The sequence below is a fragment of the Parashewanella sp. 2304DJ23-3 genome (assembly GCF_056591695.1).
The window spans coordinates 61,436-84,652 of sequence record NZ_JBWQOH010000004.1 but is presented as its reverse complement, the minus strand read 5'-3'; the positions used below and the strand labels follow the sequence as shown (position 1 = coordinate 84,652).

The window sequence follows — 23,217 nt, the reverse complement described above, 5'->3', positions numbered from 1 at the left end:
CTACTTTTAGATAAAACATAATTCTTCTATCTAGTTGAAACTAATTTGTTAATAAATAAATAATTTCCCGGATGATTTTTGAACTAAATAATTGAAGACACTGTAAGATGTTGCTTGTTAACGAGATAGTGGATGTAAAATAAAATGGCGGAAAAAGTTAAACACATTCTATTTTGATAGTTTGCATAGTTAATTGAAAATTTTGAATTGTTAACTTTTGAGTAGTTGAGTTTCAAACATAAAAGGAGGGAGAAGGTTGAAATTTGCTAAATAAGTAGTGAAATTATTAACCTTATTTTTAGGGACTAATTTCAGTAGCTCGTGCTTAATTATTGTTTGCGATTTCCTTTCCATCATAAGTTCAACATCTAATATTTGTTGATACTCTAACTTGTTTATCATTTCTTTGGATTGTCGTCTTAACGCTCGATAAGGTTTTAAGATGTCCGTCTCCCAATCCGCAATGGCATCAAGTAATGATTGCCACTGTTGTTGGCTATATCCAATGTCAGTATTGTTATCGAGATATAAGGCGAGCAGTAGAAGGTTGACGTTGACATCATGTTCATCTTGAAGCTTTAAACAAATGCTTTTATTAGCTGGGTAGAGCGCTTCGCACTCTGCCCATAGTGTGTCAAAATCCAGCTTACCCATGTTCAGATTCAATTTCCTCAATTTGCTCCTGAAGTTCTAACCACTCCATTTCGCTTTCATCTAAATTTTGGGTGAGCTGAGTACGTTCGTCAATGATGGATTTTAGTTCACTTTTGTTTTCATCGTCATACAAGCTTGCATCACCAAGCCGGTCTTCAAGTTCGGCAAGGCGGGTGTTCATTTTTTCTTGCTGTCTTTCAAGCTTGGTTTGTACTTTTTTCAGTGGCGATAGTTTATTACGTAATTCAGCTTGTTTACGCTTTTGCTCTTTTTTATCGATAACGGTGCCAGACGTTGATGGAGTATCGTTACGAGCATCAGCTTTGTTCGCTTCTAAAATCCACTTATGATAATCATCTAAGTCGCCATTAAATGATTGAACACGGCCTGCATCGACGAGGTAGTAATCATTACAAGTGAGACGAAGTAAGTGTCTGTCATGCGATACAATGACCATTGCACCTTCAAATGTTTGTAAAGCCACCGTTAAGGCATGACGCATATCGAGATCTAAGTGGTTGGTTGGCTCATCGAGCAGCAGCATATTAGGGCGCTGCCAAACTAATAAAGCCAGAACGAGACGGGCTTTCTCACCGCCTGAAAACGGACGTACAGGGTCGAGCGCCATATCACCAATAAAACCAAAGCCACCTAAGAAATTACGTAACTCCATTTCTTTTGCATCTGGCGATAAGCGTTGTAAATGCATTAATGCTGAATCGTCCAGTGACAAAAACTCAATTTGATGCTGAGCAAAGTAACCGATTTTTAAACCTTGATTTGGTTGGTATTCACCTGACATGGGTTGCAGTTGGCCAGACAGCAATTTAATCAATGTTGATTTACCAGCACCATTACGACCAAGCAAGCCAATACGAGCGCCCGGAACTAAATTCATTTTTACAGAATTTAAAATAGGTGTTTCACCATAACCTACTTTTACCTTTTCCATTGCGACTAGCGGATTGGGTAGGGCATCAGGGGCTTTAAAGCTCATTTGAAATGGACTATCGGCATGTGATGGCATTAATTCAGCCATTCTCTCCAGTGCTTTTAATCGACTTTGAGCTTGCTTCGCTTTACTTGCTTTGTAACGAAAGCGGTCAACAAAAGACTGCATATGAGCACGTTCTTTTTGTTGCTTTTCATAAGAGGCTTGTTGTTGTGCCATACGTTCAGCACGCACTCTTTCAAAGCTGGTGTAGTTGCCTTTGTAATAATTCAGTTTTTGATTTTCAACATGTACGATTTCATCAACAATCCCGTCGATAAAATCTCTGTCATGGCTGATAAGAATTAAGGTGCCTTGGTAGCTTTTAATCCAGCTTTCTAACCAGTAAGTAGTATCCAAATCTAAATGGTTGGTTGGTTCATCGAGTAATAACAGATCAGAACGACACAACAAGGCTTGCGCTAGGTTTAAACGCATACGCCAGCCACCAGAAAAGCTGCGAACAGGGTTTTGCTGTTCATGTTGGCTGAAGCCCAAGCCCGCAAGTAAGGTACTGGCTCTAGATTGAATACTGTAACCGCCTATAGCATCAAGCTTTCCGTGTGCTTCAGCAATTTTATGGCCATCGTCATCGGCTTGAGCTTGATTCAGCTGCGCTTCTAGTTGGCGGTATTCTTGGTCACCATCAAGCACATATTCCAATGCCGATACATCTAAGGCTGGTGTTTCTTGAGCTACTGAAGATACCTGCCACCCTGATGGCAGTGAAAATTCCCCTTTATCGAGTTGTAACTTACCTTTGATTAATGCCAATAACGATGACTTACCACAACCATTTGCGCCAACTAAGCCAACCTTATGACCCGGATAAACGGTTAAGGAGGTTTCATCTAATAAGGTTTTTGTACCACGAATAAGTTGCGCTTCTGAAATGGATATCATGTGTTTTCTGAAATATTTAATATTGGAGCAGATTCTAACCTACTTAAACACACAACAGTAACGGAATTCGAATTACTGTGTCAGAATATAAGCATACGCAGTATTGGAAGAACAATTAATGAGCAAGTTGAAAAAACGATTTGTTGCAGGTGCTACCTGCCCAAAATGTAGAGCAAAAGATAGCATAGTACTGTTTAAAGAAAATAATGTTGAGACAGTAGAATGTATAGAATGTGATTATCGTGAACAGCAGACAGAACAAAAAGTTGAGCCTAAGATCGCTGGTAACGTAATCGGTGTTTTCAAACCGGATTAAATTTTTCTCCTACCTTAATGCCTGAAATTATCAGGCATCAAAAACCATTAAAAATTGATCTGTCTGCGGTGTATTCAGGTATAGTGTAGATAATGATATCTATTGGTTTTACTTAATGAATTTAGATTTAGAACGTAGAATTCAAAGCTCAATAAAAGACTGGTCTAACGTAGCATCTCGTAGTATTCAATTCTCCGTTTTCTTCGGTGTTTTACAGGGAAGCATCCTCGTCATTCAGGCCTACTTTATAGCTTCAACGCTGAATCAAATTATCATACTCGAAAGTTCCGATAACTTAATCCAGCACTTGTTACTGATTTTTACATTGACTTGTTTAAGAGCGGTGGTTCATTTTGCCAAAGAAGCGTTTAGCTTTAAGTCTGGAAAACTTGTTCGTGAGACCGTGCGCCAAGCATTAAAAGTAAAATTAACCGAATTAGGACCAAGCTATTTAAATACTAAGCCTGAAGGCTATTGGAATACATTGCTATTAGAGCAAGTTGAGCAGCTTAACGAATATTATGCTCGCTATTTACCACAGAGAAGTTTAGTTGCATTTATTCCTTTAGTTATTTTAGTTGTGGTGTTCCCTCAAAGTTGGCTTGCAGGACTTATTTTGTTGCTTACTGCACCGCTAATCCCACTGTTTATGATTCTTGTGGGTAAAAGTGCAACCAAAGCAGGGCAGGAACATAATCTGGCGCTTCAAAAGCTGACCAGTTATTTCGCTGATAGATTGTCAGGGCTTTCTACCTTAAAACTGTTTTATCGTTATCAAGCTGAACTTGAGGGTGTCACTAAGGTTTCTGATGACTTTCAACGTCGTACAATGTCAGTACTTAAGCGAGCTTTTCTAAGTTCGGCCGTGCTTGAATTTTTTAGTTCAATTTCTATTGCATTGCTCGCCGTTTATTTGGGTTTTAGCTTTTTAGAGTACATTGACTCAGGTTTTTATGGTGTGAAAGTAAGTTTGTTCAGTGCCCTTTTTATTCTGCTTTTAGCCCCTGAGTTTTACCAACCGTTGAGAGAACTTGGTGCATTTTATCATGCCAAGACTCAGGCTGTTGCAGCTGCTGAGTCGATCAGTGATGTGTTATCCACTGAGTCACACAAGGGGAACGTTGTTCCTTCGAATGAAAAGATCGTAATTGAAGCGAATGATCTGATTGTAAAGAGTCATACTGGTGATAAGTTGATTGGACCGGTTTCATTCAAGTGGCAATCAAAAGATAAGGTTGCCATTGTGGGTCGCAGTGGTGCTGGTAAAACGAGTTTGATCAATGCGATTTTAGGGTTTCAACCCTATGAGGGTCATTTAACGGTCAATGGCATAGAGTTGCAGCAGATGGATTTAAACAAATGGCATCTTAGTCTTGGCTGGTTAGGGCAAATGCCAAAACTTTTTCCCATGAGTTTGAAAGATAACCTCATCATGAATGAGACTCTGCTGACAGAGAGTCAATTAAAGACGGCGTTAAACCAAGTCGGGTTAAGTCAATGGCAAAACCAATTAGACAAAGAAATTGGTGAAGCTAACAGTGGCTTATCTGTCGGACAAGCACAAAGAATTGCACTAGCAAGACTTTTATTGAAAGACCATCAATTTTTGCTCTTAGATGAGCCAACCGCAGCGTTAGACTCCGAAACACAAGGTACAGTGTGGCAATTACTCTCCCAAAGGTTATTGGAGCAAGGTGGACTAATTGTGAGTCATAAAGTCTCTGAGATGAAAGCTGTAGATCAAGTTTGGCTTGTTGAGGATGGCTTAATAAAGCATAAGGGCTCATTCGATGAACTCCAGGGTTTATTGATGCCTCTCACAGAAAATGAGCAATAATATGAGCGAGCATCAAACGATTAATTTAAAGGCTTTAATACCTTATATCAAAATGTTTAAGGCTCAGTGGTTGTCCATTACTGTGGGTCTTGTTCTTGGTATAGCGACCATTGTGGCCAGTATCGGTTTGCTGGGGTTGTCAGGGTGGTTTTTGTCCGCAACAGCCATTGCTGGTTTAACTGCAGTCGGCATTAAGAGTTTTAATTTTTACACACCAGCGGCTGGAGTTCGATTTTTAGCTATTTTACGCACAGCAGGACGCTACGGTGAACGGATCATTACTCATGATGCAACACTGAAGTTACTGTCAAATATTCGAATTTTTCTCTGGCGACGGCTTCAACCACTCTCTTTTCAGCAGCTGTCTAAGTTAAAGCGAGGAGATATTTTATCCAGACTGTTGACGGATATCGACGTGCTTGACCAGTTATACCTCAGGTTGATTACTCCTATTGTCAATTATTTCTTGGTTGTTACTTTAGGCAGCATAGTGCTGTCACTTTGGTTACCTCATCTATCTTTGATATTGGCTGTAGTTTTGTTGATATTAGGGTTCGTGTTGCCGTGGCTCAGTTATGCGGTTTCAAAGAATATCGCTGTGGACGAACTGACGAATAAAAAACACTACCGAAGTGCCGTATTGGAGTTTTGTAGTCACAATATCGAATTGCGAATATTTGGGCTGATGGAAACGAAACTTGAGCAACTTTCATTATTCGAAAATAGGCTCTATCGAGCTCAATGGAAATTAGCCCGCAATCAAGCTTTGCTGCAAGCGACACTGTTTATCTTGCATGGTGGTGTGGTGATGTTTTCGCTTTATGTTGCTGCAACGGCATCATTAATGAATGAGATCTCCCCTCCAATCGTTGCAATGGTCGTGCTTGCGATTATGGGTGTGTTTGAATTATTGATGCCGATTGCATTGTCTAGCCAGCACTTATCTGCTTGCGCTCTTGCTGCTGGTCGAGTCAGTGAGTTAACAGAAAATCGAAGTATTGATGAATTTGGTGAGCATGATACGCCTGCTAAGTCGGGAAAATTGTGTATTGATAATGTGACGGTTTGCTATGGTAAACACGAAGCACTGACTCATTTCAGCACCGTGGTTTCTCATGGGGAACGGTTAGTATTACTCGGTCGTTCCGGGAGTGGGAAAACAAGCTTACTTTCAGCAATAAGCAGACTTATTCCAATCAGTCAGGGGCAAATTAAGCTGAATGATGTTGATATTTCTCAATACAGCGAAAATGCGTTGAGGCAATCAATCACTTTCATTGAGCAACAACCCCAAATTTTTTCTGCCACCCTAAGGGATAACTTAAATATCGCATTAACTGATGATGTTGAGGTCGACGATGAAAGGTTGAAGTTGGTGTTGAATCAAGTGCAATTGAGTTACTTATTAGATGCTCAAGGACTTAATCTATGGGTTGGTGATGGAGGGAGGAAGTTATCTGGCGGTGAACTTAGGAGATTGGCTTTCGCAAGAGCATTATTACGTCAAGCCCCTTTGATACTTTTGGATGAGCCCACTGAAGGATTAGATATTGATACTGCACAAAAAATGAATGATTTAATGCTTGATATTTTTAGTAAAAGTACGTTAATTATAGTGACTCACAGAGTAGAGCATTTACACAAGCTTGATAGGGTAATATCAATTGAAGGTTAATGAGTATGAGTGATGATGTTATCGCTGAACAAATAGAAAAAACGGCCGTTCCCACTGTTGTTATTACAGGCGCTTCAAAAGGTGTGGGCGAAGCCTGTGCCATCAAATTTGCTGAAAATTATCCCAGTGGTGTTAATATCGTCGTTGTCGCTCGTACAGTCTCGGGTCTGCTTGATATCAAAAAAAAGTTAAGTACTTACCCTAATTGCCAGGTTTTGATTGTAACGGCAGACATAAGCATCAACAGTTGTTGTAAGCATATAGTTCACCAAGCGGTTTTAGAGTTTGGTAAAATCGACATTCTTGTTAATAATGCGGGATTGCATCACAGAGGCGATTTTATTGAGCGAGAGCATGATGACGTTGCGGCGATGGTCGATGTAAATTTAAAAGCCCCAATCTTTTTAACTTCCCTTGTACTTCCTCATATGCCTAAGAATAAACAAAGTGCTATTGTGATGATAGGCTCTTTAGCGGGGAGGGCCCCTCTTCAAGGTGCTGCAACTTACAGTGCGACAAAAGCGGGGTTACGAGCATTTACTTATGCGTTGGCGGACGAATTAGCTGGTGTCGCAATTAAAGTGGCTATAGTTTCACCAGGCCCAATCAATACAGGCTTTATCATGGAAGAGATCGATAATGTCGAAGATATTGTATATTCGCAGCCGATGAGTAGTGCAGGGCAAGTGGCTGATGCTGTGGTAGAACTCACTATTAATAAAAAAACTGAAATTGCAATGCCTTGGCTCAGCGGGTTACTTACAACAATCAGCTATTTATCTCCTAAAATTCGCCGAGGCACTCGCCCTATGCTTTACAAAATTGGCGCGAAGAATAAGAATAAATATAGAACTTAGTTAACAGCCGCTTACCACGATATTTATTTGATATTTTTCAGTCAGACTGCAAGCTTCTTTATATTCAACAAAACATTCGTCTCCATACGAAGAAGTACCTGCTGTTCCAAGGTTACCAAAGCCACCACGGCGAAAAGTACAAACTCTTGGACCTCTTTCCCTGCTTAATGAGAAGTCACTGATGTTCTCTACACCGACGATTTCAAAAATACCTATTTTACTATCCCCTTCTCCGACTGTTTCTAGGTAGCCGTTATAGACGTTAATCTGCCCAAGGCTTGAATCAAAAAAAGCATTACCACTAGTTTGAGATTCACCTTCAATCGTGGCTTTTAAATGTACTATTTCATTGAGGGATTTCATGTCTCCTGCGATTTTTTGTAAAAGTGCTATTTGGGCATCTTTTTTAAAGTTAAGTAGTTTAGGAAATGCGGTGACGGACAGAAAACCTAGAAGTGTTATAACAATTACAAGTTCAATTATCGTAAAACCATTCGAACGAATCACCGTCATTTTTACCTCAAACCAGACTCTAAAGAATATAATATTAACACTTTAGGTCTTGCTAGCAGGTATGACATCGAAGCCGTTTTTATTTTAATTGTGTAAGTGCAAGTTCTGTGATTTTTTGAATTTCATTAGCAGTCATATTGAGCTTTTCTTTATTGAATGAGCACACAAATTGGCAGCTATTAATTAGCTCAATTAACTGAGAATTATTGAGGCTGTCAGGTATTTCTATTGAAATTAAATCTAGAAGTAATAAACATAGATTTGGGTCATACTTCGTGAATTTATAAGCTTTAATTGCTTTTACAAATGCTTCTTTGGGTCTGGCCGTAGCTTTGAGTGCTTCAGCTTCATCAAGTGATTCTTGAGATTGCTCTATAGCGTTATTCACCCGTTTTTGAAAACTATTGATGAGTTTAAGCATACTTAAATTTAAAATATCATCATCGCCATCATTGCAAAGTTGTTTCGCTCTTAGTGTTATGTTTTGTAAATTCTTGGTATTTCCACAAATAGCACTCAAGCAAGCAATCATCATGGCTGAATAAAAGTTGTTGATTTTCTCTTTTTGAATTTTTTGTTCGAGGCGTATACTTTCTTCAAACTGGAATGTTGATGCTGAATAAATACCAAATAAAGCGGTCAATGAATTTAGGCTATCGATGTTTCTGTTCTCACCAACTTCAACTTTTGACTTTAATGTTGCGATTAAACTCAGTGCTTCTGCCAAGATACTTTCGACTTCATCCTCAGTTTTTGATTCATTAAAAGCAGAAAGCATGAATGTTAAGCATGAAAATGCCTCAATATGAAAGTCATAACGGCTCGTCCCAACAACTTTATCGCAGAAACGGAAGTAACTATTTGCTGATGCAGTTTGATCGCCAATTGATGTGGAGAGATTGGCAATAATCAATTCTCTAACAGGATTAGATGAATTGATCTTATGCAAAGCTTTAAAGTGTTTTAACGCTTCAGGAACCGAATCTTGAACCAGCATGGAGCGGCCTAGTGCTGTTCTAGCTTCAACGTTATGAGGGTGTTTTTTTAAAATTGATTCAAAAATTTCATCGGATGCTTTTATTTCTCCTAACTCAAAGAGTGAGTTCGCAAGACCGACTTTTGGCCAAACGTGAGAGGTCATTTTAATTTCTTCTTCGTAAAGTGCCTTTGCACTATGAAGCTTTTTAAGCCTTAATAAACAATCGCCCTCAAGCCTTCTTATATAAGCCCTATATTCAGGGTAGGTTTTTACTGACCAATGACACTCGTTAATGGCATCTTGATATTTTTTTGTTGAAATTAATCTGAGCAGAGAAGTCAAAGAGACCTTTCTTTTCATGACTCGGCTCAGACGCTGATCAAAGTCTTTTTGCGAAAAAGGTTTAATTAAGTAATCGTCTGGCTCCATTTCTAAGATATGAGCGAATATTCTCGGATTACCATCACCGGTAATTAGGATAAAAACAGCATTATCTGACAGTAGACCTTTACGCTTAATTTCATCAAAAATCATTCCACCATCAATGTGATGATCAAGATCATAGTCACAGATAACGGCATCAAATTTATAAGAAGCCAGAAGTTGTAACGCTTTAGTACTGCTTGTGGTCGTGGTGATCTTTGACTTTGATATACCAATTTCATTAAGAATAGATTGCATTAAAGAGATAAAATTTGGTGAATCATCAATAATTAAGAACTTTTTATTATCGAACAATGAATCAGGAGATTGCGTTCTATTTTCCTTGGCGCAGAGCATGAACTTCCTATTAAGACTCTATCTAATTGGTAATATAAGGCGGTATGAAAAGCCGTTTATTGTAATAAAATTTTGGCTTTCTAACAGTGTTTTTTTATTGGATTGTTAAAGTAGGCTGTAATGTGAATATTGTTGAAAAGAGTAAGCCCATTTATGGGCTTACTCTATTATTGTAGAGGACTGAAAAACACCTTTTATTACTATAAGTTACACTTAAATCCCTGTTGTTTCAGTATTGAGCAGGCCTTTTCTGCGATAACCTTATGAGTAGCTGTTGTTGGATGAACGCCATCCCAGAACATGTACTCGCTTTGATTTTCGCATATGCCACCGTTCGGAGTCGCCATTTCATTTATGGCTCTTAAACTTGGGTTGTTTTGTACAACTTCTGAATCATCAAGCCCAGGGGCTGGTAGTGTTGAGCATGGTTGATCTAACACGTACATACCATGGTCATGCGCATTGGCTATGATGTCTTTAAATATCTTATTTGCATCAACAAAGATAACATTGACGCCTTTGTTAATATATTTTGATTTTAGTTCGATGAACTTCATCATTAACAAAGCGTTGTGAGTATTGATTAAGCGTGTTGTTTCTTGTGCTTTATCCATACCTGATCCATTTAAATAACGTGGTGTCTGAGCAATGTTAGGCATATTTAACCAAGCAACACTTTTAGCGCCTTTTGCAATCGCATCTTCAATCACTTCTGCTTGTGCATTAACTACTCTAGCTGGATCTTGATAGAGATTAAGATAGTCGTTACCGCCAAAAAACAGAATCGCAAGATCATTTGGATGGTAATTACCATATTTATAGTTCACCCCTTTCGCAATCAGCTTCAAACACGGAGGCACTAAACTGCCATTTACCATATTCATCGCAACAGTTTTTAAATCACCTTTTAGATCTCTAATCCCTAAGGCTTTATCGCCAACACAGAGTGACCAACCTCCGGCGTGAGAAACATTAATATAACGACTGGTATCATTTAACGGGATGCCCATCATTTGGGATAGATACTCTGGCCACATCGGTCCGTTACTCCAACGGCCATTATCGTAGTGAGGCGCAGGTGTTACAGGTACAGCACCAGATTTTTCGAGAATTTTTGCTGTAGCCTTCAATATCCCTTTTTCTACGGTACGGCACGGAACGTATTTCCAACTACAAAACCAACCGTAACCCCATACTCTCTCTGAGAGCCAGGCTCTAACCCAAGGTTGCATATGATTGAGACCTCGATCACCGGTTTGGCCATTAAGTGTTTTTGTAAGAAACCAAGTCGAATTATCTCCACCATCATCAGACAGGCTATCTCCGAGAACGACGATTCGGTCGACTTGTTTTTCAGCTGCTTTAGCTGGAGAAACGTTGGCGATTGTTACAAACCCTAACATCACCATAGTGATCAGTTTTGATATTGACATGTTGTTCACCCCTCGATTTTGTTAATTTTTTGTTCTTTTTGTTATAGCGACAACATTAACAGGTAAGATGAGTTTTTAACCATAACTAATAGTTATTTAAAGTGCATAAAAAACCGGTATAGAGCATAAGCACTAATCAGAATGTCTATAAGTTGTTAATATTTAGGTTTAAAAAATAAATGAGGCTGTGCGCTCTAAGTCATTTAAAGAGATACTATTTTGTTTATTTTGTGAAGTTAGATAAATAAGTGTAACTAATTGGGATAAATGTAATGTCTTTGATCACAAAAATATTCATTTCAGTGAGGTTATGGATTGTTTTTTGCTCAGAAATACATACCAACTTGGTAAAGTTTTAATCTACGACAAGCATTATAAATACGCTATTTTGTATAAGTTGTGAACTAATACGCATAAATGTAGTTAATTCGTGTTTTTTTGTGATCTAGATCGCCTTATTGGTTTTTGGGGCGTGATTTTTATCTCGTTTTTAGTGAATCTGAACACATGTTATCCATTTTAGGCTGTTCTATGCACAAGTTTGCTGTCAGTTGTTTACTTGCAACCTTAACCATCAGCGGTATGGCTTACGCCAAAGTTGATGAAAACAAAGTTTGCCTGTATTCAGACCCTGAGTATAAAGGTCAAGAGACCTGCTTTAGTGTTGGTCAACATGGTTGGATCGGAAATCAGATTAACGATAAAGTATCGTCGATTCGGCTATACGGTAATGCTTACGCCAAAATTTACTCGGACGGAAGTTTTCGGGGACAGCATACCGTTGTAATGGCGAATACTTATAAACTTGATGCAATGGATGATGCTATCAGTTCATTAAAAGTAGGTGTTCGAAATTCCAATGATTTTGCATGCTTGTTTGAGCATAACGGATTCAGGGGGACACCTTATTGCCTTGAAGCTGGGCAGTCGGTTTCAGATTTAGACAATACTGTTGTAGGGCGAAACGAAGGTGCGTCGTTATTGGTTTCAGGCAAGACGAAAGTGACTTTATTTGAATATCCGAATTTCGATAAAAATCGTCAGCATTCACAAATGACACGCTCGAGTAGTAATTTAGGCGAAAGGCCAGGCGATTGGCAAGATGAAAATGTTGATTCATTTCAGGTGAATAAACGTTTTCCTACTGAGACAGAAAAGGCCATTGATTTAACGGAAACTCTATCAAGTGAGTTACCACTTACACATCTACAAGTGCTTGCATCGCATAACTCATTTAATAGTACTGCTTATTTTTCAGGTCAACTAATCCCTGGGCCAAATCATCGCCGTTCTTTGGCGGAGCAACTTCAACTTGGGGTTCGTTTTTTTGAGTTAGATGTTAGACGTGGTGATGGATACACAACAGTGTGCCACTCATTCGATTGTCGCTTTTCTAGCTTTAATATTTCATTACGTCGTTTATTAGGTGAAGTAGACACTTGGTTGAAAGGGTCAGATCCAAATGACGTTGTATTTTTCTACTTGCAAGACGATATGAGTAATGATCAAGAGGGATATAAGCAATTAGAAAAAGACATTAAGTGGATGGGGAGTGAAGTCTATTCGATTGATTCATGTTCCACAGTTCCTAAAGATCTTACGCTCAAGAAAATACGTGATTCTGGCGCAAGAGTCTTTTTCTATAAAGATACGGGAAATACTGGTTGTGATCTTGCACCAAGCGTGATGATGGGAAATGGCTTTGAAAAAAACATCGGAGTGGCGTCCATTAATATGCACGACTCTCACTTTGATATTGATACTTTCTTGAGATCTCAAGAGTGCCATAACAATTTCTGCCATGACACTGTAACAGCCGATGAAGCTAGAGTAGGCATCATTAATGGTGTCAATGCGATTGGCTTGGACATGCTTGAGGAAAGTGATCTTGATAGCAAGTCAGGACGATTAAATAAGCAACTTTGGGCATTTGGACCTGAAACAAGTTTTGGTGCTTATTCTAACGGTCGCACTGCATCATTTTTAGGTAGTGGTGAGCGTTTCATGAAAGTTGACTGGGATAAGCAACAAAAGTTTGCTTGTCGAGAACAAGATGGTGAATGGAACGTTTCTCATCAACAAGGGCGAATTGTACAGGGTAAAAGCATATGTGGAGCCGACTTTCCTGGTTCAACGTTCGACGTACCAATGAACCCAGTAGAAGCGCAAGCGCTTAGAGACAAAATGGCACCAGATGAAGTAATCCATGTTAACTACGGTTATAAGGGCAATCATCTATGGGTACCAGGAAAGTGGGGTACGTTAGGTAGCCGTATGGGGAATATTCCTTAAACTACCTGAATATCAATGTGGTTTTTAGGTGTCGTTTCAAATGGAATATCAACAATAGCGTAGAGTTCACGCATGTCATGGATGATAATATTGTGACCGCTTTCAGAGATAAGTTCTTTAGCGGTCATTTTTTTCATTAAACGAGAAAAAGTTTCAGGCTGAATCGATAATCGTGAAGCGAGTACTCGTTTAGGGATATCCAATTCCACTCGTCCTGTGTTTTCACTGGTTATTTGCATATGACGCATAAAGAACAACAGTAGACGAGATTGTGCATTCTGTAACGAAAGCTCTTCAACTTCAGTAATATTTTTACGAAGACGAACACTCATGTTAGACATCACGGCCATGCAAGCTTCAGAATTCTGTTTAAGCATTTGTCGATAACTGTCGTTGTCGAAACTGATTAATTGACACTCAGAAACGGCTTGCGAAGAGACTGGGTAATTCGCCTGTTTATTAAACATCAGCGCTTCAGCAAAAGTGTGGCCTTCTCGAACGACTTCAATGACTTTATCTTGACCTTGAGGGTTGCTTCTAAACAATTGAAGCTTGCCGTGCAGTAATAAATAGAATCGGCTAGCTGGCTCCCCCTGAAAAAATAAATTTTCGTTGGGGTTTAAGTGAACTAAAGCTGCTGAACTCATCACTCTCATTAGCTCTGCTTCTTCTAAGCTTTTGAATAAATGATGTTGATGAACAACTCTCTTGATGTAAGGCTCTTTAATCATTTTAATTATCTGTTAGTGACCCTACGCAAGAATTTATCCTAAATACGCTTAAAAAACACCTGAACAGATCAAAGTCTGATTAAATTGCTCAGGTATTTTATTTTGTTCAAAAAATCTTACTGAGCCATCATCGCTTTATCAGCTGCTAATCGTTTCTGGAATAATTCAGTAGCAAAGAGGCGTTGTTGATAGGCTGCGAGTTTAGGCCAACGTTCACTGTCAATCTTGTATCCAGCATACATGGTATTCATTAAGTTTGAACCTAAGGCAAAATCAGCCGTTGTCAATGACGTTCCTACTAAGAACCCACTCTCCGAAAGTTGTTCATTTAAGTAATCGAATACGGGAGGAATGTCGTTTTCAATCAAGCTCTGAATACGTTGTTCATCACTTTCTTGCTTCATAATATGAACTTTAACAATACGTTCGAAGAAAATGGGACCGCAAGAGCTTAATACAGCAGTATCTGCATATTCTTCAAACCAACGAACTTTAGCTCTCGCCACTAAATCTTGGGGGTAGATCGGGCTTTCAGGATATCGTTGATCTAAATATTCACAAATTACAGAAGAGTCAGCGGTAGAAATTAAATCGTCTTCGAAAGCAGGAATTTTATTTAGAGGGCTGAGTTTTTCAAACCCCTCCGGTAGCGCTAAGGGAGTAATGGGATTGATATCAAAGTCAACGCCTTTAGTCTCTAGTGCAAAGACAACCTTGCGAACAAAAGGGGATAACGGAACACCATGAAGGGTAGTCATAGAGAGTCCTATATAAATAAGTAACCGATTGGTAAAATATACTTTATATGAGGCATAATTTCTAAGCAAGAGATCTTTACCAATCGGTTCGTTATAATGCAGGGACGAAAATTGTGGAGCGTGCATGTGGCAAGACCTAAGAACTATCAGCGGCAAGCAGTCATTGAGAAAGCACTCGATGTTTTTTGGCGTAAGGGCTACGCAGCGACATCACTGACCGATCTAATTGAAGTTACAGGTCTAAACAAGCGAAGTATTTACAATGAGTTTGTGAGTAAAGATAACTTATTTATTGAAGTCTTAAAGCATTATAGTGAGTTGAGAGCACCTGTAATCCAAATTTTGAATCAACAACCTCTAGGCATGAATAATATTTTTCAGTTACTGAGAGAGATGGCTGAACATATCGACGACAGGGGATGTATTCTAGTACTAAGCCTAAACGAAAGAGCGTTATTGAGTGAAGCTGCGTTAACTTATGTGCTGCAAAGTTCGCTTGGGTTACATGACTTAGTTAAACAAAATATTCATGCGGGAAAAGAAGATTTAAGCTCGGAAGCAAAAACAGCTTTAGTTGATTTGATTACTGCACAAAGTTTTGCAATTGTGAATATGGCAAAATTGGGTCAATCAAAAAGTCGGGTTAAATCCGCGGTAGAAGCATTTATAGAATTAATTGAAAGTCCAAACCACGCTCACTCTTGATTGAGCTCATGCGTGGTTCAAGCTTCAAGGCGTAAGAATTATTTCTTTGCCTTAGGGACGGCAATCTTCATTTCTTCAGATTGACGGAATAACACCACAATGTGGCCGATTTGCTGAACTTTAACAGCTTGTGTTTCACGAACGATTGCGTCGATCACTGCATTTTTCATTTCGCGGTCCGTAGACGGCACTTTTACTTTAATTAACTCATGATGAGTTAATGCTGCGTCAATTTCAGCCAGAACCCCTTCTGTTAAACCATTTGCACCAAGTAATACAACGGGTCTTAAGTCGTGAGCTAATCCCTTTAGGAACTGCTTTTGTTTAGTGTTTAAATTCATTGTTACACACTTTTTCTGAGTTACTGTTGAAAAGCGGGTATTCTACCCTTATATAGCAATTATGTAATCTAGATTTATTGTGGTTTCTTAATGACGACCAAAAAAAGAAGTGCGAGCTCTGCTCGTTGGATGCAGGAGCACTTTGACGATCACTACGTCAAGTTAGCGCAAAAACAAGGATTGAGATCGCGCGCGGCTTTTAAATTAGAAGAAATTCAACAAAAAGATAAACTCATCAAGTCGGGAATGACAGTTGTAGATTTAGGGGCAGCACCAGGTGGCTGGTCACAAGTCGCAGTGAAACACATTGGTGAGCAGGGTAAAGTCATCGGTTGCGATATTTTACCCATGGATCCCATTGTTGGTGTAGATTTTCTTCAAGGAGATTTTCGAGAAGATAAAGTACTTGAAGCATTATTAGGGCGAGTAGGCGATAATAAAGTGGATGTCGTGCTTTCTGACATGGCGCCAAATATGAGTGGTGCAGGTGCTGTTGACCAGCCCCGTGCGATGTATTTGGTTGAGCTAGCCTTAGATATGTGTCATCAAGTGCTCGCACCAAATGGCAGTTTTGCAGTTAAAGTTTTCCAAGGTGAAGGCTTTGACCAATATATGAAAGACGTAAAAAGTGCTTTCAAAGTGGTAAAAACTCGTAAACCAGAATCGTCACGTGCACGTTCACGTGAAGTGTATTTGGTAGCGACAGGTTACAAGTTATAGTAATCTAAAAGGACGGCTGTAAAAGCCTTGAGTTAAAAATTTTTCACAAGACTTTAAACGAGGTCAGTTAATTTGAGTGACATGGCTAAAAATTTAATCCTTTGGGTGGTTATCGCAGTTGTATTGATGACGGTTTTCCAAGGATATTCTCCATCTTCTTCATCGACGCAGAAGTTGGACTACACGACGTTTTTGAATGATGTTCGCAATGGAACTGTTGCGCAAGTCGAAGTAAAAAGCGATCAGCGTACTATCGAAGGGGTAAAAAGGTCGGGTGAAAAATTTACTACCGTCATGCCTCTTTATGATACTGACTTAATCAACGATTTAGATCGTAAAGGTATCACCATGAAGGGGCAAGCGACGGAAGAGTCCGGCTTCTTGACCCAAATCTTTATTTCTTGGTTCCCAATGCTATTGCTCATAGGTGTGTGGATATTCTTCATGCGTCAAATGCAAGGCGGTGGCGGTAAAGGCGCAATGTCTTTCGGTAAGAGTAAAGCTAAGTTGATGAGTGAAGATCAGATCAATACTACTTTTGCAGATGTTGCAGGTTGTGATGAAGCGAAAGAAGAAGTAACTGAGCTGGTGGATTACCTAAAAGATCCAACGAAATTCCAAAAGCTGGGTGGCCGTATTCCAACAGGTGTATTGATGGTTGGCCCTCCAGGTACAGGTAAAACACTTCTTGCAAAAGCAATTGCAGGCGAGTCGAAAGTGCCTTTCTTCACCATCTCTGGTTCTGACTTTGTTGAAATGTTTGTAGGTGTCGGTGCATCTCGTGTGCGTGACATGTTCGAACAAGCTAAGAAGTCTGCACCTTGTATTATCTTTATCGATGAAATCGATGCTGTAGGTCGTCAACGTGGCGCAGGTTTAGGTGGTGGTCATGATGAACGTGAGCAAACCCTGAACCAAATGCTGGTTGAGATGGATGGTTTTGAAGGTAATGAAGGTATTATTGTAATTGCTGCAACTAACCGTCCAGACGTACTTGACCAAGCCTTGCTTCGTCCAGGTCGTTTTGACCGCCAAGTAGTTGTAGGATTACCAGACGTGAAAGGCCGTGAGCAAATTCTTAAAGTTCACATGCGTAAGGTGCCTTTAGCTGAGAATATTAAAGCCAGCATTATTGCTCGTGGTACACCAGGATTCTCTGGTGCCGACCTTGCTAACCTTGTTAACGAAGCTGCATTATTTGCCGCTCGTAACAATAAGCGTGTTGTTGGCATGGATGAGTTTGAAAAAGCCAAAGATAAAATAATGATGGGCGCAGAACGTCGCTCGATGGTGATGTCTGAAGAAGAAAAAGAAATGACTGCTTACCATGAAGCAGGTCACGCCATCGTAGGCTGCTTAGTGCCGGATCACGATCCTGTGCACAAAGTAACCATTATTCCTCGTGGTCGTGCGCTTGGTGTGACGTTCTTCTTACCAGAAGCTGATGCCATCAGTCAGAGCCGTCAAAAGCTTGAGTCTCAAATCTCAGTTGCTTATGGTGGACGTTTGGCCGAAGAGATGATTTATGGTGCTGAAAAAGTGTCTACAGGTGCATCGCAAGATATTAAGTATGCGACTCAAATTGCCCGTAACATGGTAACTCAGTGGGGTTTCTCTGAGAAACTCGGTCCTTTGCTTTATGCTGAGGAAGAAGGCGAAGTATTCCTAGGTCGTAGCATGGCAAAATCAAGTCATATGTCTGATGAAACTCAGGCGACGATTGATTCAGAAGTTAAAGTGATTATCGATGGAAATTACGTTCGTGCAGAACAATTATTAAAAGATAATGAAGACATTCTGCATTCTATGAAAGACGCATTGATGAAGTATGAAACTATCGGTGCAGATCAAATTGATGACTTAATGAATCGCCGTGAAGTTCGTGCTCCGGCTGATTGGGAAGAGTCTGACGACAGCGATAAAGGCAATGATAAAGGCGTAAAAGCTGAAACTAAGCCAGAAGCTGAGACTAAATCTGATGAGAAACCAGATGCAGATATAAATGATGCAGAAGGTGATGCAGCGAAGTAATTCGTAGCGTTTAGATCAAAAGCCCCTCTATAGGGGCTTTTTTGTTGAAGAGTTACTTCAACTAAGTGCCTTTGTTTGGGAGTGTGTAATGAAGTTAATAAGCGGTAATAAAACTTTAGATCTTTCAAGCCCTGTGGTCATGGGGATTCTTAATGCAACCCCTGACTCCTTTTCTGATGGCGGTAAGTTCAATACTTATGAAACGGCATGTCAACATGCTGATGAAATGATTGCTCAAGGCGCTAAAATTATCGATATTGGTGGTGAATCTACTCGCCCCGGCGCACCTGCGGTTTCGCTTAAAGATGAACTTGAACGTGTGATTCCGGTTATTCAGCATTTAAGCAAAAAAGACGTTTGGATTTCGATTGATACCAGTAAAGCTGAAGTGATGCGTCAAGCGGTTGCTGCTGGTGCAAACATTATTAATGATGTGAGAGCTTTGCAAGAGCCTGGTGCATTAAACATTGCAGCCGAAACGGGCGTGCCGGTTTGCTTGATGCATATGCAAGGTACACCACGAACGATGCAAGCTTCCCCTGAATACCATGATGTGATTGAAGATATCAGTGAGTTCTTTGAGCAGCGAATTAAAGCTTGTATTTCTGCTGGAATAAAACGTGAAAATATCATTCTCGATCCAGGTTTTGGCTTTGGCAAAACCCTTGAACATAACTTACAAATATTAGCCAATCAAAAAGAGTTCCATCGATTTGGTTTGCCTGTGTTGATTGGTCTTTCTCGCAAGAGTATGTTTGATAAGCTATGCGGTGGAAGAACCGTTGAACAGAGATTGGCGGGAAGTTTGGCAGGTGCAATATTGTCAATTCAAAAAGGTGCACAGATCATTCGAGTGCATGATGTAGAAGAAACTCAGGACGTGCTTGAGGTGTTATTGGCAACTCAGAAGCATTCCATATAAAAAGGGCTCTTAGAGCCCTCTATTCTTTTCAAACTGGCGAAATCTTAAAATCCCTGAGCTGGTTCTACTTTCAGCATTTCCAAATTTTTAGCAATATCTTCAGCTGCAGTTTCAGGATTCACATTTTTATCAACATGAAGAATACGACCATCTTTGCCAATATAAAAAGTGACGCGGCTTGCTACACGTAACCAATTTAAAACATCATATGATTTAGTGACTTTCTTAGTTGGATCACTCAGCATTGGAAAGTCTGCTTTATTTTTCTTAGCAAATTTTCTATTGTCATCCAAGTCGTCCACACTAGCCATCATGTAAACCGCATTATACTTTTTAATCATGTGACCTTTTTTAGCAAGAGAACGGCATTCAATCGTGCATCCACGAGTATTGGCCATCGGGTAAAATGCTAAAACAACAGCTTGTTTTCCCATGTAATCGTCGAGCTTATACATATTGCCATCTGTTGCCATTAGCTCAAACTTTGGAGCTATATCACCGGCTTTTAAGTCAGTAGCATAGGTGGAAAACGAGAAGCTAAGGGTTATGAATAGGCTGATAATTAATTTTGCTAGGCTAGTTTTCACAATAGTCGTCCTTGAAGGTATGCGATTATTGTTAAGTTTAGCGTTAAATGAGCTGGAAATACCAATTTTTAAAGAGTTATAAAAAAGGTAAGCCAAATGAGGCTTACCTTTTCATACTTACTGGCAATGAATCTGAGTATTTATCCCTGAAATGTTAGCTAACCGATGAATGGCGGCAAACGCTTCGTCGGAAATTTCATTTTTTCGTAAATTTGCTAACTGTCCATAACTCATTGGCTGGGAGCTTAAAGATGCTTGATAACAGGTAAGCTGTTTCCAATCGGGGTGGGCAAATTCACCGTCGCTATCAATCGATTTCGGCTCATATGAGAAGGCCTTACCAACAATGTCTAAAATAGCGATTTGCTGAGGAGAAATTGTTTCAGAATTGAGTATCTGGTTCAAAACAGATTCCCCTGAATTATTCTCAACAAACACATCTGCTCTTGCGTCAGTAAACAGCAATCGAGAAATCACTGGTTTTACACTTAGCTGAGAGGCTAAGTGCATTGGCGTCTCACCGGCGGTATTTTTAACCGTTCGGCTTGATGATTCGAAAGCATAGTCTGTCGCATTCAACCAAATAGATTGCATAACCTTTTGGGCATTGGTTCTTATTACATAGTGAAGGACCGAATCGCCAGCTTCAACAGTCATATAACGAGTTGGTTTACTAATGGTTAATCTTGGATCGGCGCCACCAAGCATTAACGCTTGGATGACATCGAGGCGATCTTGATATTTTTGCTGATGTTTTTCGTTGTTGCGAACTAACATCTTATTTCGTGCTTGAATTGCAAAATCAACGGCACGTGCCAACATCCAACCATCGAGGTTGCCATGATTGTCTTTGGTCACATCAACACCTGAATCAATAATGGTATTGATTAACTCTATGTCACCTTTAGCAACGGCTCTACGAAGATCTCGATAACCGTAAGCTCGTCCTTCATAATGGGCTTTTCTTGCTTGTAATTGTTTTGCTCTAGACTCAGCTAATGCTTGTCGAGTAACTCGACCATGAGTCCAAAGTGATGACCAGGCCCCACCGCCTCGAACCGCACCGATAACGCCATAAGTATCTAACTCTTCATCATAAGCCCATAGTGCCGAACCAGATTCACCGCCAGCAGTGTCGACAAGCGTGTATTCGACAATGTTAGTCCCTGCAGGCATTAAAGAGTGAATCGTGCCACCGCGCCATCCTGAGTGAGGTGTAAGATCATGTATACCGTGAGCACGGAACTCGCCTTTAGTATGATTTAGATCAGCTGGGTGAGTGTAAACTAACGGTTTTGGAAACTCTATTTCTTCTGGTTGCTTGTCGTATGGAGTATGCAAACGCCTTAAAACGTAATCTCCAAAGGTTGCACTAGCAGTAACACCACCACCGAAATACGGACTTAAGTAGACATCATAATCACTTTCGAAATATTGACTTAGTTCATCATCAATTCGTGAGGATTCATCATTATACCACTGGAAATCGTATTCTACTGCGGTGCCTACTTTTTCTCTTGCTGCGTTTAGTGCTTGAATATGGGATTTTTGTGCGTACTCATCTTTTGCGGCTAAAAAGCTGTAACTCGAAGGAGCGGTACGCCATTGACCATTAGGTGGGCGGAAGAAAGGGGCTTCGCAATGACCTGCACTCATTATTAAATCAGCGCTCAAAAGCACGCCACGACACCCTGGTGTTGCAATTGTTGACCTTTGTAATTTTTCTGGTATATCAAGCACCGTTGGAAAAGGAGTTGAAGGTTCTCTGTTTTGTAAATTCGCGGTGATGTCCATTCCATTGGTTAGATTAACTTTGTGATCGCTCAAATAGTGTGAAATACCACCAACGCCATTATCAGCAACAACACACAAATAATGATCATTTAGTGTTGCATCTGAAATTTCAAAATTGACTTCAGAGTCATTTAATGGGGTACCTCTAATGTAATCCTCACAAGTTCTTAAAACGTGGTCTCTACTCGATGTACCTTGATCAGAAATGTAGTTGATATAAACCGATTCCGCATCAGTAACATACCCTTGAATGGTTTCACTAATAACTTCTTCTGAGCTGACTGAGTCTGATATGTGAATTTGTGGAGCTCGGGCTTTCTGTATCCACCCAATTGGTTGGTTAAAAGTTCTACCATCAACATCTTCAACCTGCATACACGCAAAGTAGTTATGCAGATGAATCTGATTTATAAAATTGAAATGAGTACCAGAAGGCATCGGTTGAATTACACTTGCATTTGGGGTTGCTACAGAGCATTGCTCCGGATCCTCTAACATTAATAATCGTGTTTCAACGATATTCAATGGTGTTTGTAGATCCCAGCTCAGTTCGCCCGAAGCATAGTTGTTTTCATCTAAAGGCACAGCAGGCGTTTTAAAAATTTCAAAGGCGACCTTCTGGCCTTTAAAAGACAGTTGTTCATCACCTATTTTGACATTGTGATCAGACTTAAGGAAAGCTGCAAGCTTATAGGATTTGTGAGAGTTTACGGAGGTTTCAGGCAATGGCAACGGAAATTGCTTTATTTGCCATTCACCAGCATCTGTTGTTTCTGCTAGTTGAATGATATTACCTTGAAAATCGGTTAAAGCGATATCGAGCCCAGGATTAGTTTGTCCACTCAGATCAAACAATAAGGTTTCACCTGAATGTTGCTGACGATAAATAAAATCAACAGCGTTTCTATCTTGACCATAGTAGTCAGTCGTTGAAAGGGTATGTTCAAGTTGATTATTTTCAACTGTAGATATGTCAATTTTTGCAGTCACTAAGCTTATTTGCTCAGAACTTGAATAGGTATACTCTTTACCAGTTGTATCTTTTATGTAAACACAGACTTTATCACCGTTATAGCTACGATGATGTTTAAAATTATAGTTGACTGAAGTTTGATACTGGTTTCCTGAAACTGAAACTGGTGAAAGAGTAAAAAAAGGTAACTGGCACCACTCTTCTGGCCAATTTGTGACTTCAACGGTTTCTAGAGATTCAGTTGATGTGATATTCACATTAAAAGTTTGAAAAGGGTAACCTGTTGATGGCGTTGATGAATCAATATCGACTTGGACATCGGCCAATACAGTATTGGCTGTGAGAGAAAACAGTATTCCCGCACTTAACTTGGATAAACTACGCATAATGCAAACCTTTTTATTCAAAACAAATAAACAGGTGAT

Annotated in this window: 19 protein-coding genes; 9 read left to right on the top strand and 10 right to left on the bottom strand. The window is 39.8% G+C overall.

Annotation, left to right across the window (positions count from 1 at the left end):
* Nucleotides 1–210: 210 nt before the first annotated feature.
* Together AC1EU2_RS10300 and AC1EU2_RS10295 are read right to left on the bottom strand one after the other, a co-directional pair.
* Entirely contained in the window at nt 211–654 is a 444-nt protein-coding gene (locus tag AC1EU2_RS10300) for a TIGR02444 family protein (protein ID WP_480298200.1), read from the bottom strand.
* Nucleotides 647–2,548, bottom strand: a complete 1,902-nt coding sequence (locus AC1EU2_RS10295; protein WP_480298199.1) for an ABC transporter ATP-binding protein — start codon at nt 2,546–2,548, stop codon at nt 647–649. The genes AC1EU2_RS10300 and AC1EU2_RS10295 overlap by 8 nt, the downstream gene beginning before the upstream one ends.
* Before the next feature lie 118 nt (nt 2,549–2,666).
* Here AC1EU2_RS10295 and AC1EU2_RS10290 point away from each other — a divergent pair, with 118 nt between their 5' ends.
* From AC1EU2_RS10290 to AC1EU2_RS10275, 4 genes are all read left to right on the top strand, one after another.
* Nucleotides 2,667–2,864 carry a YheV family putative zinc ribbon protein gene (locus AC1EU2_RS10290; RefSeq protein ID WP_480298198.1) on the top strand — a complete coding sequence of 66 codons (198 nt, stop codon included), beginning with the start codon at nt 2,667–2,669 and terminating at the stop codon, nt 2,862–2,864.
* 115 nt (nt 2,865–2,979) lie between these two features.
* Nucleotides 2,980–4,701 (top strand): heme ABC transporter permease/ATP-binding protein CydD, encoded by a 1,722-nt coding sequence (cydD, locus tag AC1EU2_RS10285; protein ID WP_480298197.1) that lies wholly within the window; start codon nt 2,980–2,982, stop codon nt 4,699–4,701.
* Between the two features lies 1 nt (nt 4,702).
* On the top strand, nt 4,703–6,376 hold the full coding sequence (gene cydC, locus AC1EU2_RS10280; protein WP_480298196.1) for a thiol reductant ABC exporter subunit CydC: 1,674 nt from the start codon (nt 4,703–4,705) through the stop codon (nt 6,374–6,376).
* Nucleotides 6,377–6,381: 5 nt separating this feature from the next.
* A complete protein-coding gene (locus AC1EU2_RS10275; protein WP_480298195.1) occupies nt 6,382–7,233 on the top strand; it encodes an SDR family NAD(P)-dependent oxidoreductase in 852 nt (283 codons plus the stop codon).
* Here AC1EU2_RS10275 and AC1EU2_RS10270 read toward each other — a convergent pair whose 3' ends face one another.
* The 3 genes from AC1EU2_RS10270 to AC1EU2_RS10260 all read right to left on the bottom strand — a co-directional run bounded on the left by AC1EU2_RS10270 (nt 7,234) and on the right by AC1EU2_RS10260 (nt 10,938).
* Nucleotides 7,234–7,746: a type II secretion system protein gene (locus AC1EU2_RS10270; protein WP_480298194.1), complete on the bottom strand. Its 513-nt coding sequence runs from the start codon at nt 7,744–7,746 to the stop codon at nt 7,234–7,236.
* Nucleotides 7,747–7,825: 79 nt separating this feature from the next.
* Nucleotides 7,826–9,505 (bottom strand): response regulator, encoded by a 1,680-nt coding sequence (locus tag AC1EU2_RS10265; protein WP_480298193.1) that lies wholly within the window; start codon nt 9,503–9,505, stop codon nt 7,826–7,828.
* A gap of 200 nt (nt 9,506–9,705) precedes the next feature.
* On the bottom strand, nt 9,706–10,938 hold the full coding sequence (locus tag AC1EU2_RS10260; protein ID WP_480298192.1) for an SGNH/GDSL hydrolase family protein: 1,233 nt from the start codon (nt 10,936–10,938) through the stop codon (nt 9,706–9,708).
* Nucleotides 10,939–11,469: 531 nt separating this feature from the next.
* Between AC1EU2_RS10260 and AC1EU2_RS10255 the strand changes: the two genes are divergently transcribed.
* Nucleotides 11,470–13,230, top strand: coding sequence for a peptidase inhibitor family I36 protein (locus AC1EU2_RS10255; RefSeq protein WP_480298191.1), 1,761 nt, complete (start codon nt 11,470–11,472; stop codon nt 13,228–13,230).
* On the opposite strand, the gene AC1EU2_RS10250 is transcribed toward AC1EU2_RS10255, so the two are convergent.
* Both AC1EU2_RS10250 and AC1EU2_RS10245 read right to left on the bottom strand, forming a co-directional pair.
* Nucleotides 13,227–13,961 carry a Crp/Fnr family transcriptional regulator gene (locus AC1EU2_RS10250; RefSeq protein WP_480298190.1) on the bottom strand — a complete coding sequence of 245 codons (735 nt, stop codon included), beginning with the start codon at nt 13,959–13,961 and terminating at the stop codon, nt 13,227–13,229. The genes AC1EU2_RS10255 and AC1EU2_RS10250 overlap by 4 nt on opposite strands.
* Before the next feature lie 116 nt (nt 13,962–14,077).
* The gene (locus AC1EU2_RS10245) at nt 14,078–14,719 is read right to left on the bottom strand and encodes a glutathione S-transferase family protein (RefSeq protein ID WP_480298189.1); all 642 of its coding nucleotides are present in this window, start codon (nt 14,717–14,719) and stop codon (nt 14,078–14,080) included.
* 126 nt (nt 14,720–14,845) lie between these two features.
* Between AC1EU2_RS10245 and AC1EU2_RS10240 the strand changes: the two genes are divergently transcribed.
* Nucleotides 14,846–15,424, top strand: coding sequence for a TetR/AcrR family transcriptional regulator (locus tag AC1EU2_RS10240; protein WP_480298188.1), 579 nt, complete (start codon nt 14,846–14,848; stop codon nt 15,422–15,424).
* 38 nt (nt 15,425–15,462) lie between these two features.
* Here the strand turns inward: AC1EU2_RS10240 and yhbY are convergent, their stop codons facing one another.
* Nucleotides 15,463–15,765 carry a ribosome assembly RNA-binding protein YhbY gene (gene yhbY / locus AC1EU2_RS10235; RefSeq protein WP_480298187.1) on the bottom strand — a complete coding sequence of 101 codons (303 nt, stop codon included), beginning with the start codon at nt 15,763–15,765 and terminating at the stop codon, nt 15,463–15,465.
* A 90-nt stretch (nt 15,766–15,855) separates the two neighbouring features.
* Here yhbY and rlmE point away from each other — a divergent pair, with 90 nt between their 5' ends.
* The 3 genes from rlmE to folP all read left to right on the top strand — a co-directional run bounded on the left by rlmE (nt 15,856) and on the right by folP (nt 19,438).
* Complete coding sequence (gene rlmE, locus AC1EU2_RS10230) at nt 15,856–16,485, top strand: 23S rRNA (uridine(2552)-2'-O)-methyltransferase RlmE (RefSeq protein ID WP_480298186.1); 630 nt, start codon at nt 15,856–15,858, stop codon at nt 16,483–16,485.
* Between the two features lie 72 nt (nt 16,486–16,557).
* Nucleotides 16,558–18,516 carry an ATP-dependent zinc metalloprotease FtsH gene (gene ftsH, locus AC1EU2_RS10225; protein ID WP_480298185.1) on the top strand — a complete coding sequence of 653 codons (1,959 nt, stop codon included), beginning with the start codon at nt 16,558–16,560 and terminating at the stop codon, nt 18,514–18,516.
* Between the two features lie 88 nt (nt 18,517–18,604).
* Nucleotides 18,605–19,438 (top strand): dihydropteroate synthase, encoded by an 834-nt coding sequence (gene folP, locus AC1EU2_RS10220; protein ID WP_480298184.1) that lies wholly within the window; start codon nt 18,605–18,607, stop codon nt 19,436–19,438.
* 44 nt (nt 19,439–19,482) lie between these two features.
* On the opposite strand, the gene AC1EU2_RS10215 is transcribed toward folP, so the two are convergent.
* A complete protein-coding gene (locus AC1EU2_RS10215; RefSeq protein ID WP_480298183.1) occupies nt 19,483–20,025 on the bottom strand; it encodes a peroxiredoxin in 543 nt (180 codons plus the stop codon).
* A gap of 117 nt (nt 20,026–20,142) precedes the next feature.
* Nucleotides 20,143–23,178, bottom strand: a complete 3,036-nt coding sequence (locus tag AC1EU2_RS10210) for a hypothetical protein (RefSeq protein WP_480298182.1) — start codon at nt 23,176–23,178, stop codon at nt 20,143–20,145.
* Nucleotides 23,179–23,217: the final 39 nt, after the last annotated feature.

What these genes read in the sequence shown, in the direction of transcription:
- AC1EU2_RS10300 (WP_480298200.1), bottom strand. Translation starts at nt 654, where the DNA reads ATGGGTAAGCTGGATTTTGACACACTATGGGCAGAGTGCGAAGCGCTC.
- AC1EU2_RS10295 (WP_480298199.1), bottom strand. Translation starts at nt 2,548, where the DNA reads ATGATATCCATTTCAGAAGCGCAACTTATTCGTGGTACAAAAACCTTA.
- AC1EU2_RS10290 (WP_480298198.1), top strand. Translation starts at nt 2,667, where the DNA reads ATGAGCAAGTTGAAAAAACGATTTGTTGCAGGTGCTACCTGCCCAAAA.
- cydD (WP_480298197.1), top strand. Translation starts at nt 2,980, where the DNA reads ATGAATTTAGATTTAGAACGTAGAATTCAAAGCTCAATAAAAGACTGG.
- cydC (WP_480298196.1), top strand. Translation starts at nt 4,703, where the DNA reads ATGAGCGAGCATCAAACGATTAATTTAAAGGCTTTAATACCTTATATC.
- AC1EU2_RS10275 (WP_480298195.1), top strand. Translation starts at nt 6,382, where the DNA reads ATGAGTGATGATGTTATCGCTGAACAAATAGAAAAAACGGCCGTTCCC.
- AC1EU2_RS10270 (WP_480298194.1), bottom strand. Translation starts at nt 7,746, where the DNA reads ATGACGGTGATTCGTTCGAATGGTTTTACGATAATTGAACTTGTAATT.
- AC1EU2_RS10265 (WP_480298193.1), bottom strand. Translation starts at nt 9,505, where the DNA reads ATGCTCTGCGCCAAGGAAAATAGAACGCAATCTCCTGATTCATTGTTC.
- AC1EU2_RS10260 (WP_480298192.1), bottom strand. Translation starts at nt 10,938, where the DNA reads ATGTCAATATCAAAACTGATCACTATGGTGATGTTAGGGTTTGTAACA.
- AC1EU2_RS10255 (WP_480298191.1), top strand. Translation starts at nt 11,470, where the DNA reads ATGCACAAGTTTGCTGTCAGTTGTTTACTTGCAACCTTAACCATCAGC.
- AC1EU2_RS10250 (WP_480298190.1), bottom strand. Translation starts at nt 13,961, where the DNA reads ATGATTAAAGAGCCTTACATCAAGAGAGTTGTTCATCAACATCATTTA.
- AC1EU2_RS10245 (WP_480298189.1), bottom strand. Translation starts at nt 14,719, where the DNA reads ATGACTACCCTTCATGGTGTTCCGTTATCCCCTTTTGTTCGCAAGGTT.
- yhbY (WP_480298187.1), bottom strand. Translation starts at nt 15,765, where the DNA reads ATGAATTTAAACACTAAACAAAAGCAGTTCCTAAAGGGATTAGCTCAC.
- rlmE (WP_480298186.1), top strand. Translation starts at nt 15,856, where the DNA reads ATGACGACCAAAAAAAGAAGTGCGAGCTCTGCTCGTTGGATGCAGGAG.
- folP (WP_480298184.1), top strand. Translation starts at nt 18,605, where the DNA reads ATGAAGTTAATAAGCGGTAATAAAACTTTAGATCTTTCAAGCCCTGTG.
- AC1EU2_RS10210 (WP_480298182.1), bottom strand. Translation starts at nt 23,178, where the DNA reads ATGCGTAGTTTATCCAAGTTAAGTGCGGGAATACTGTTTTCTCTCACA.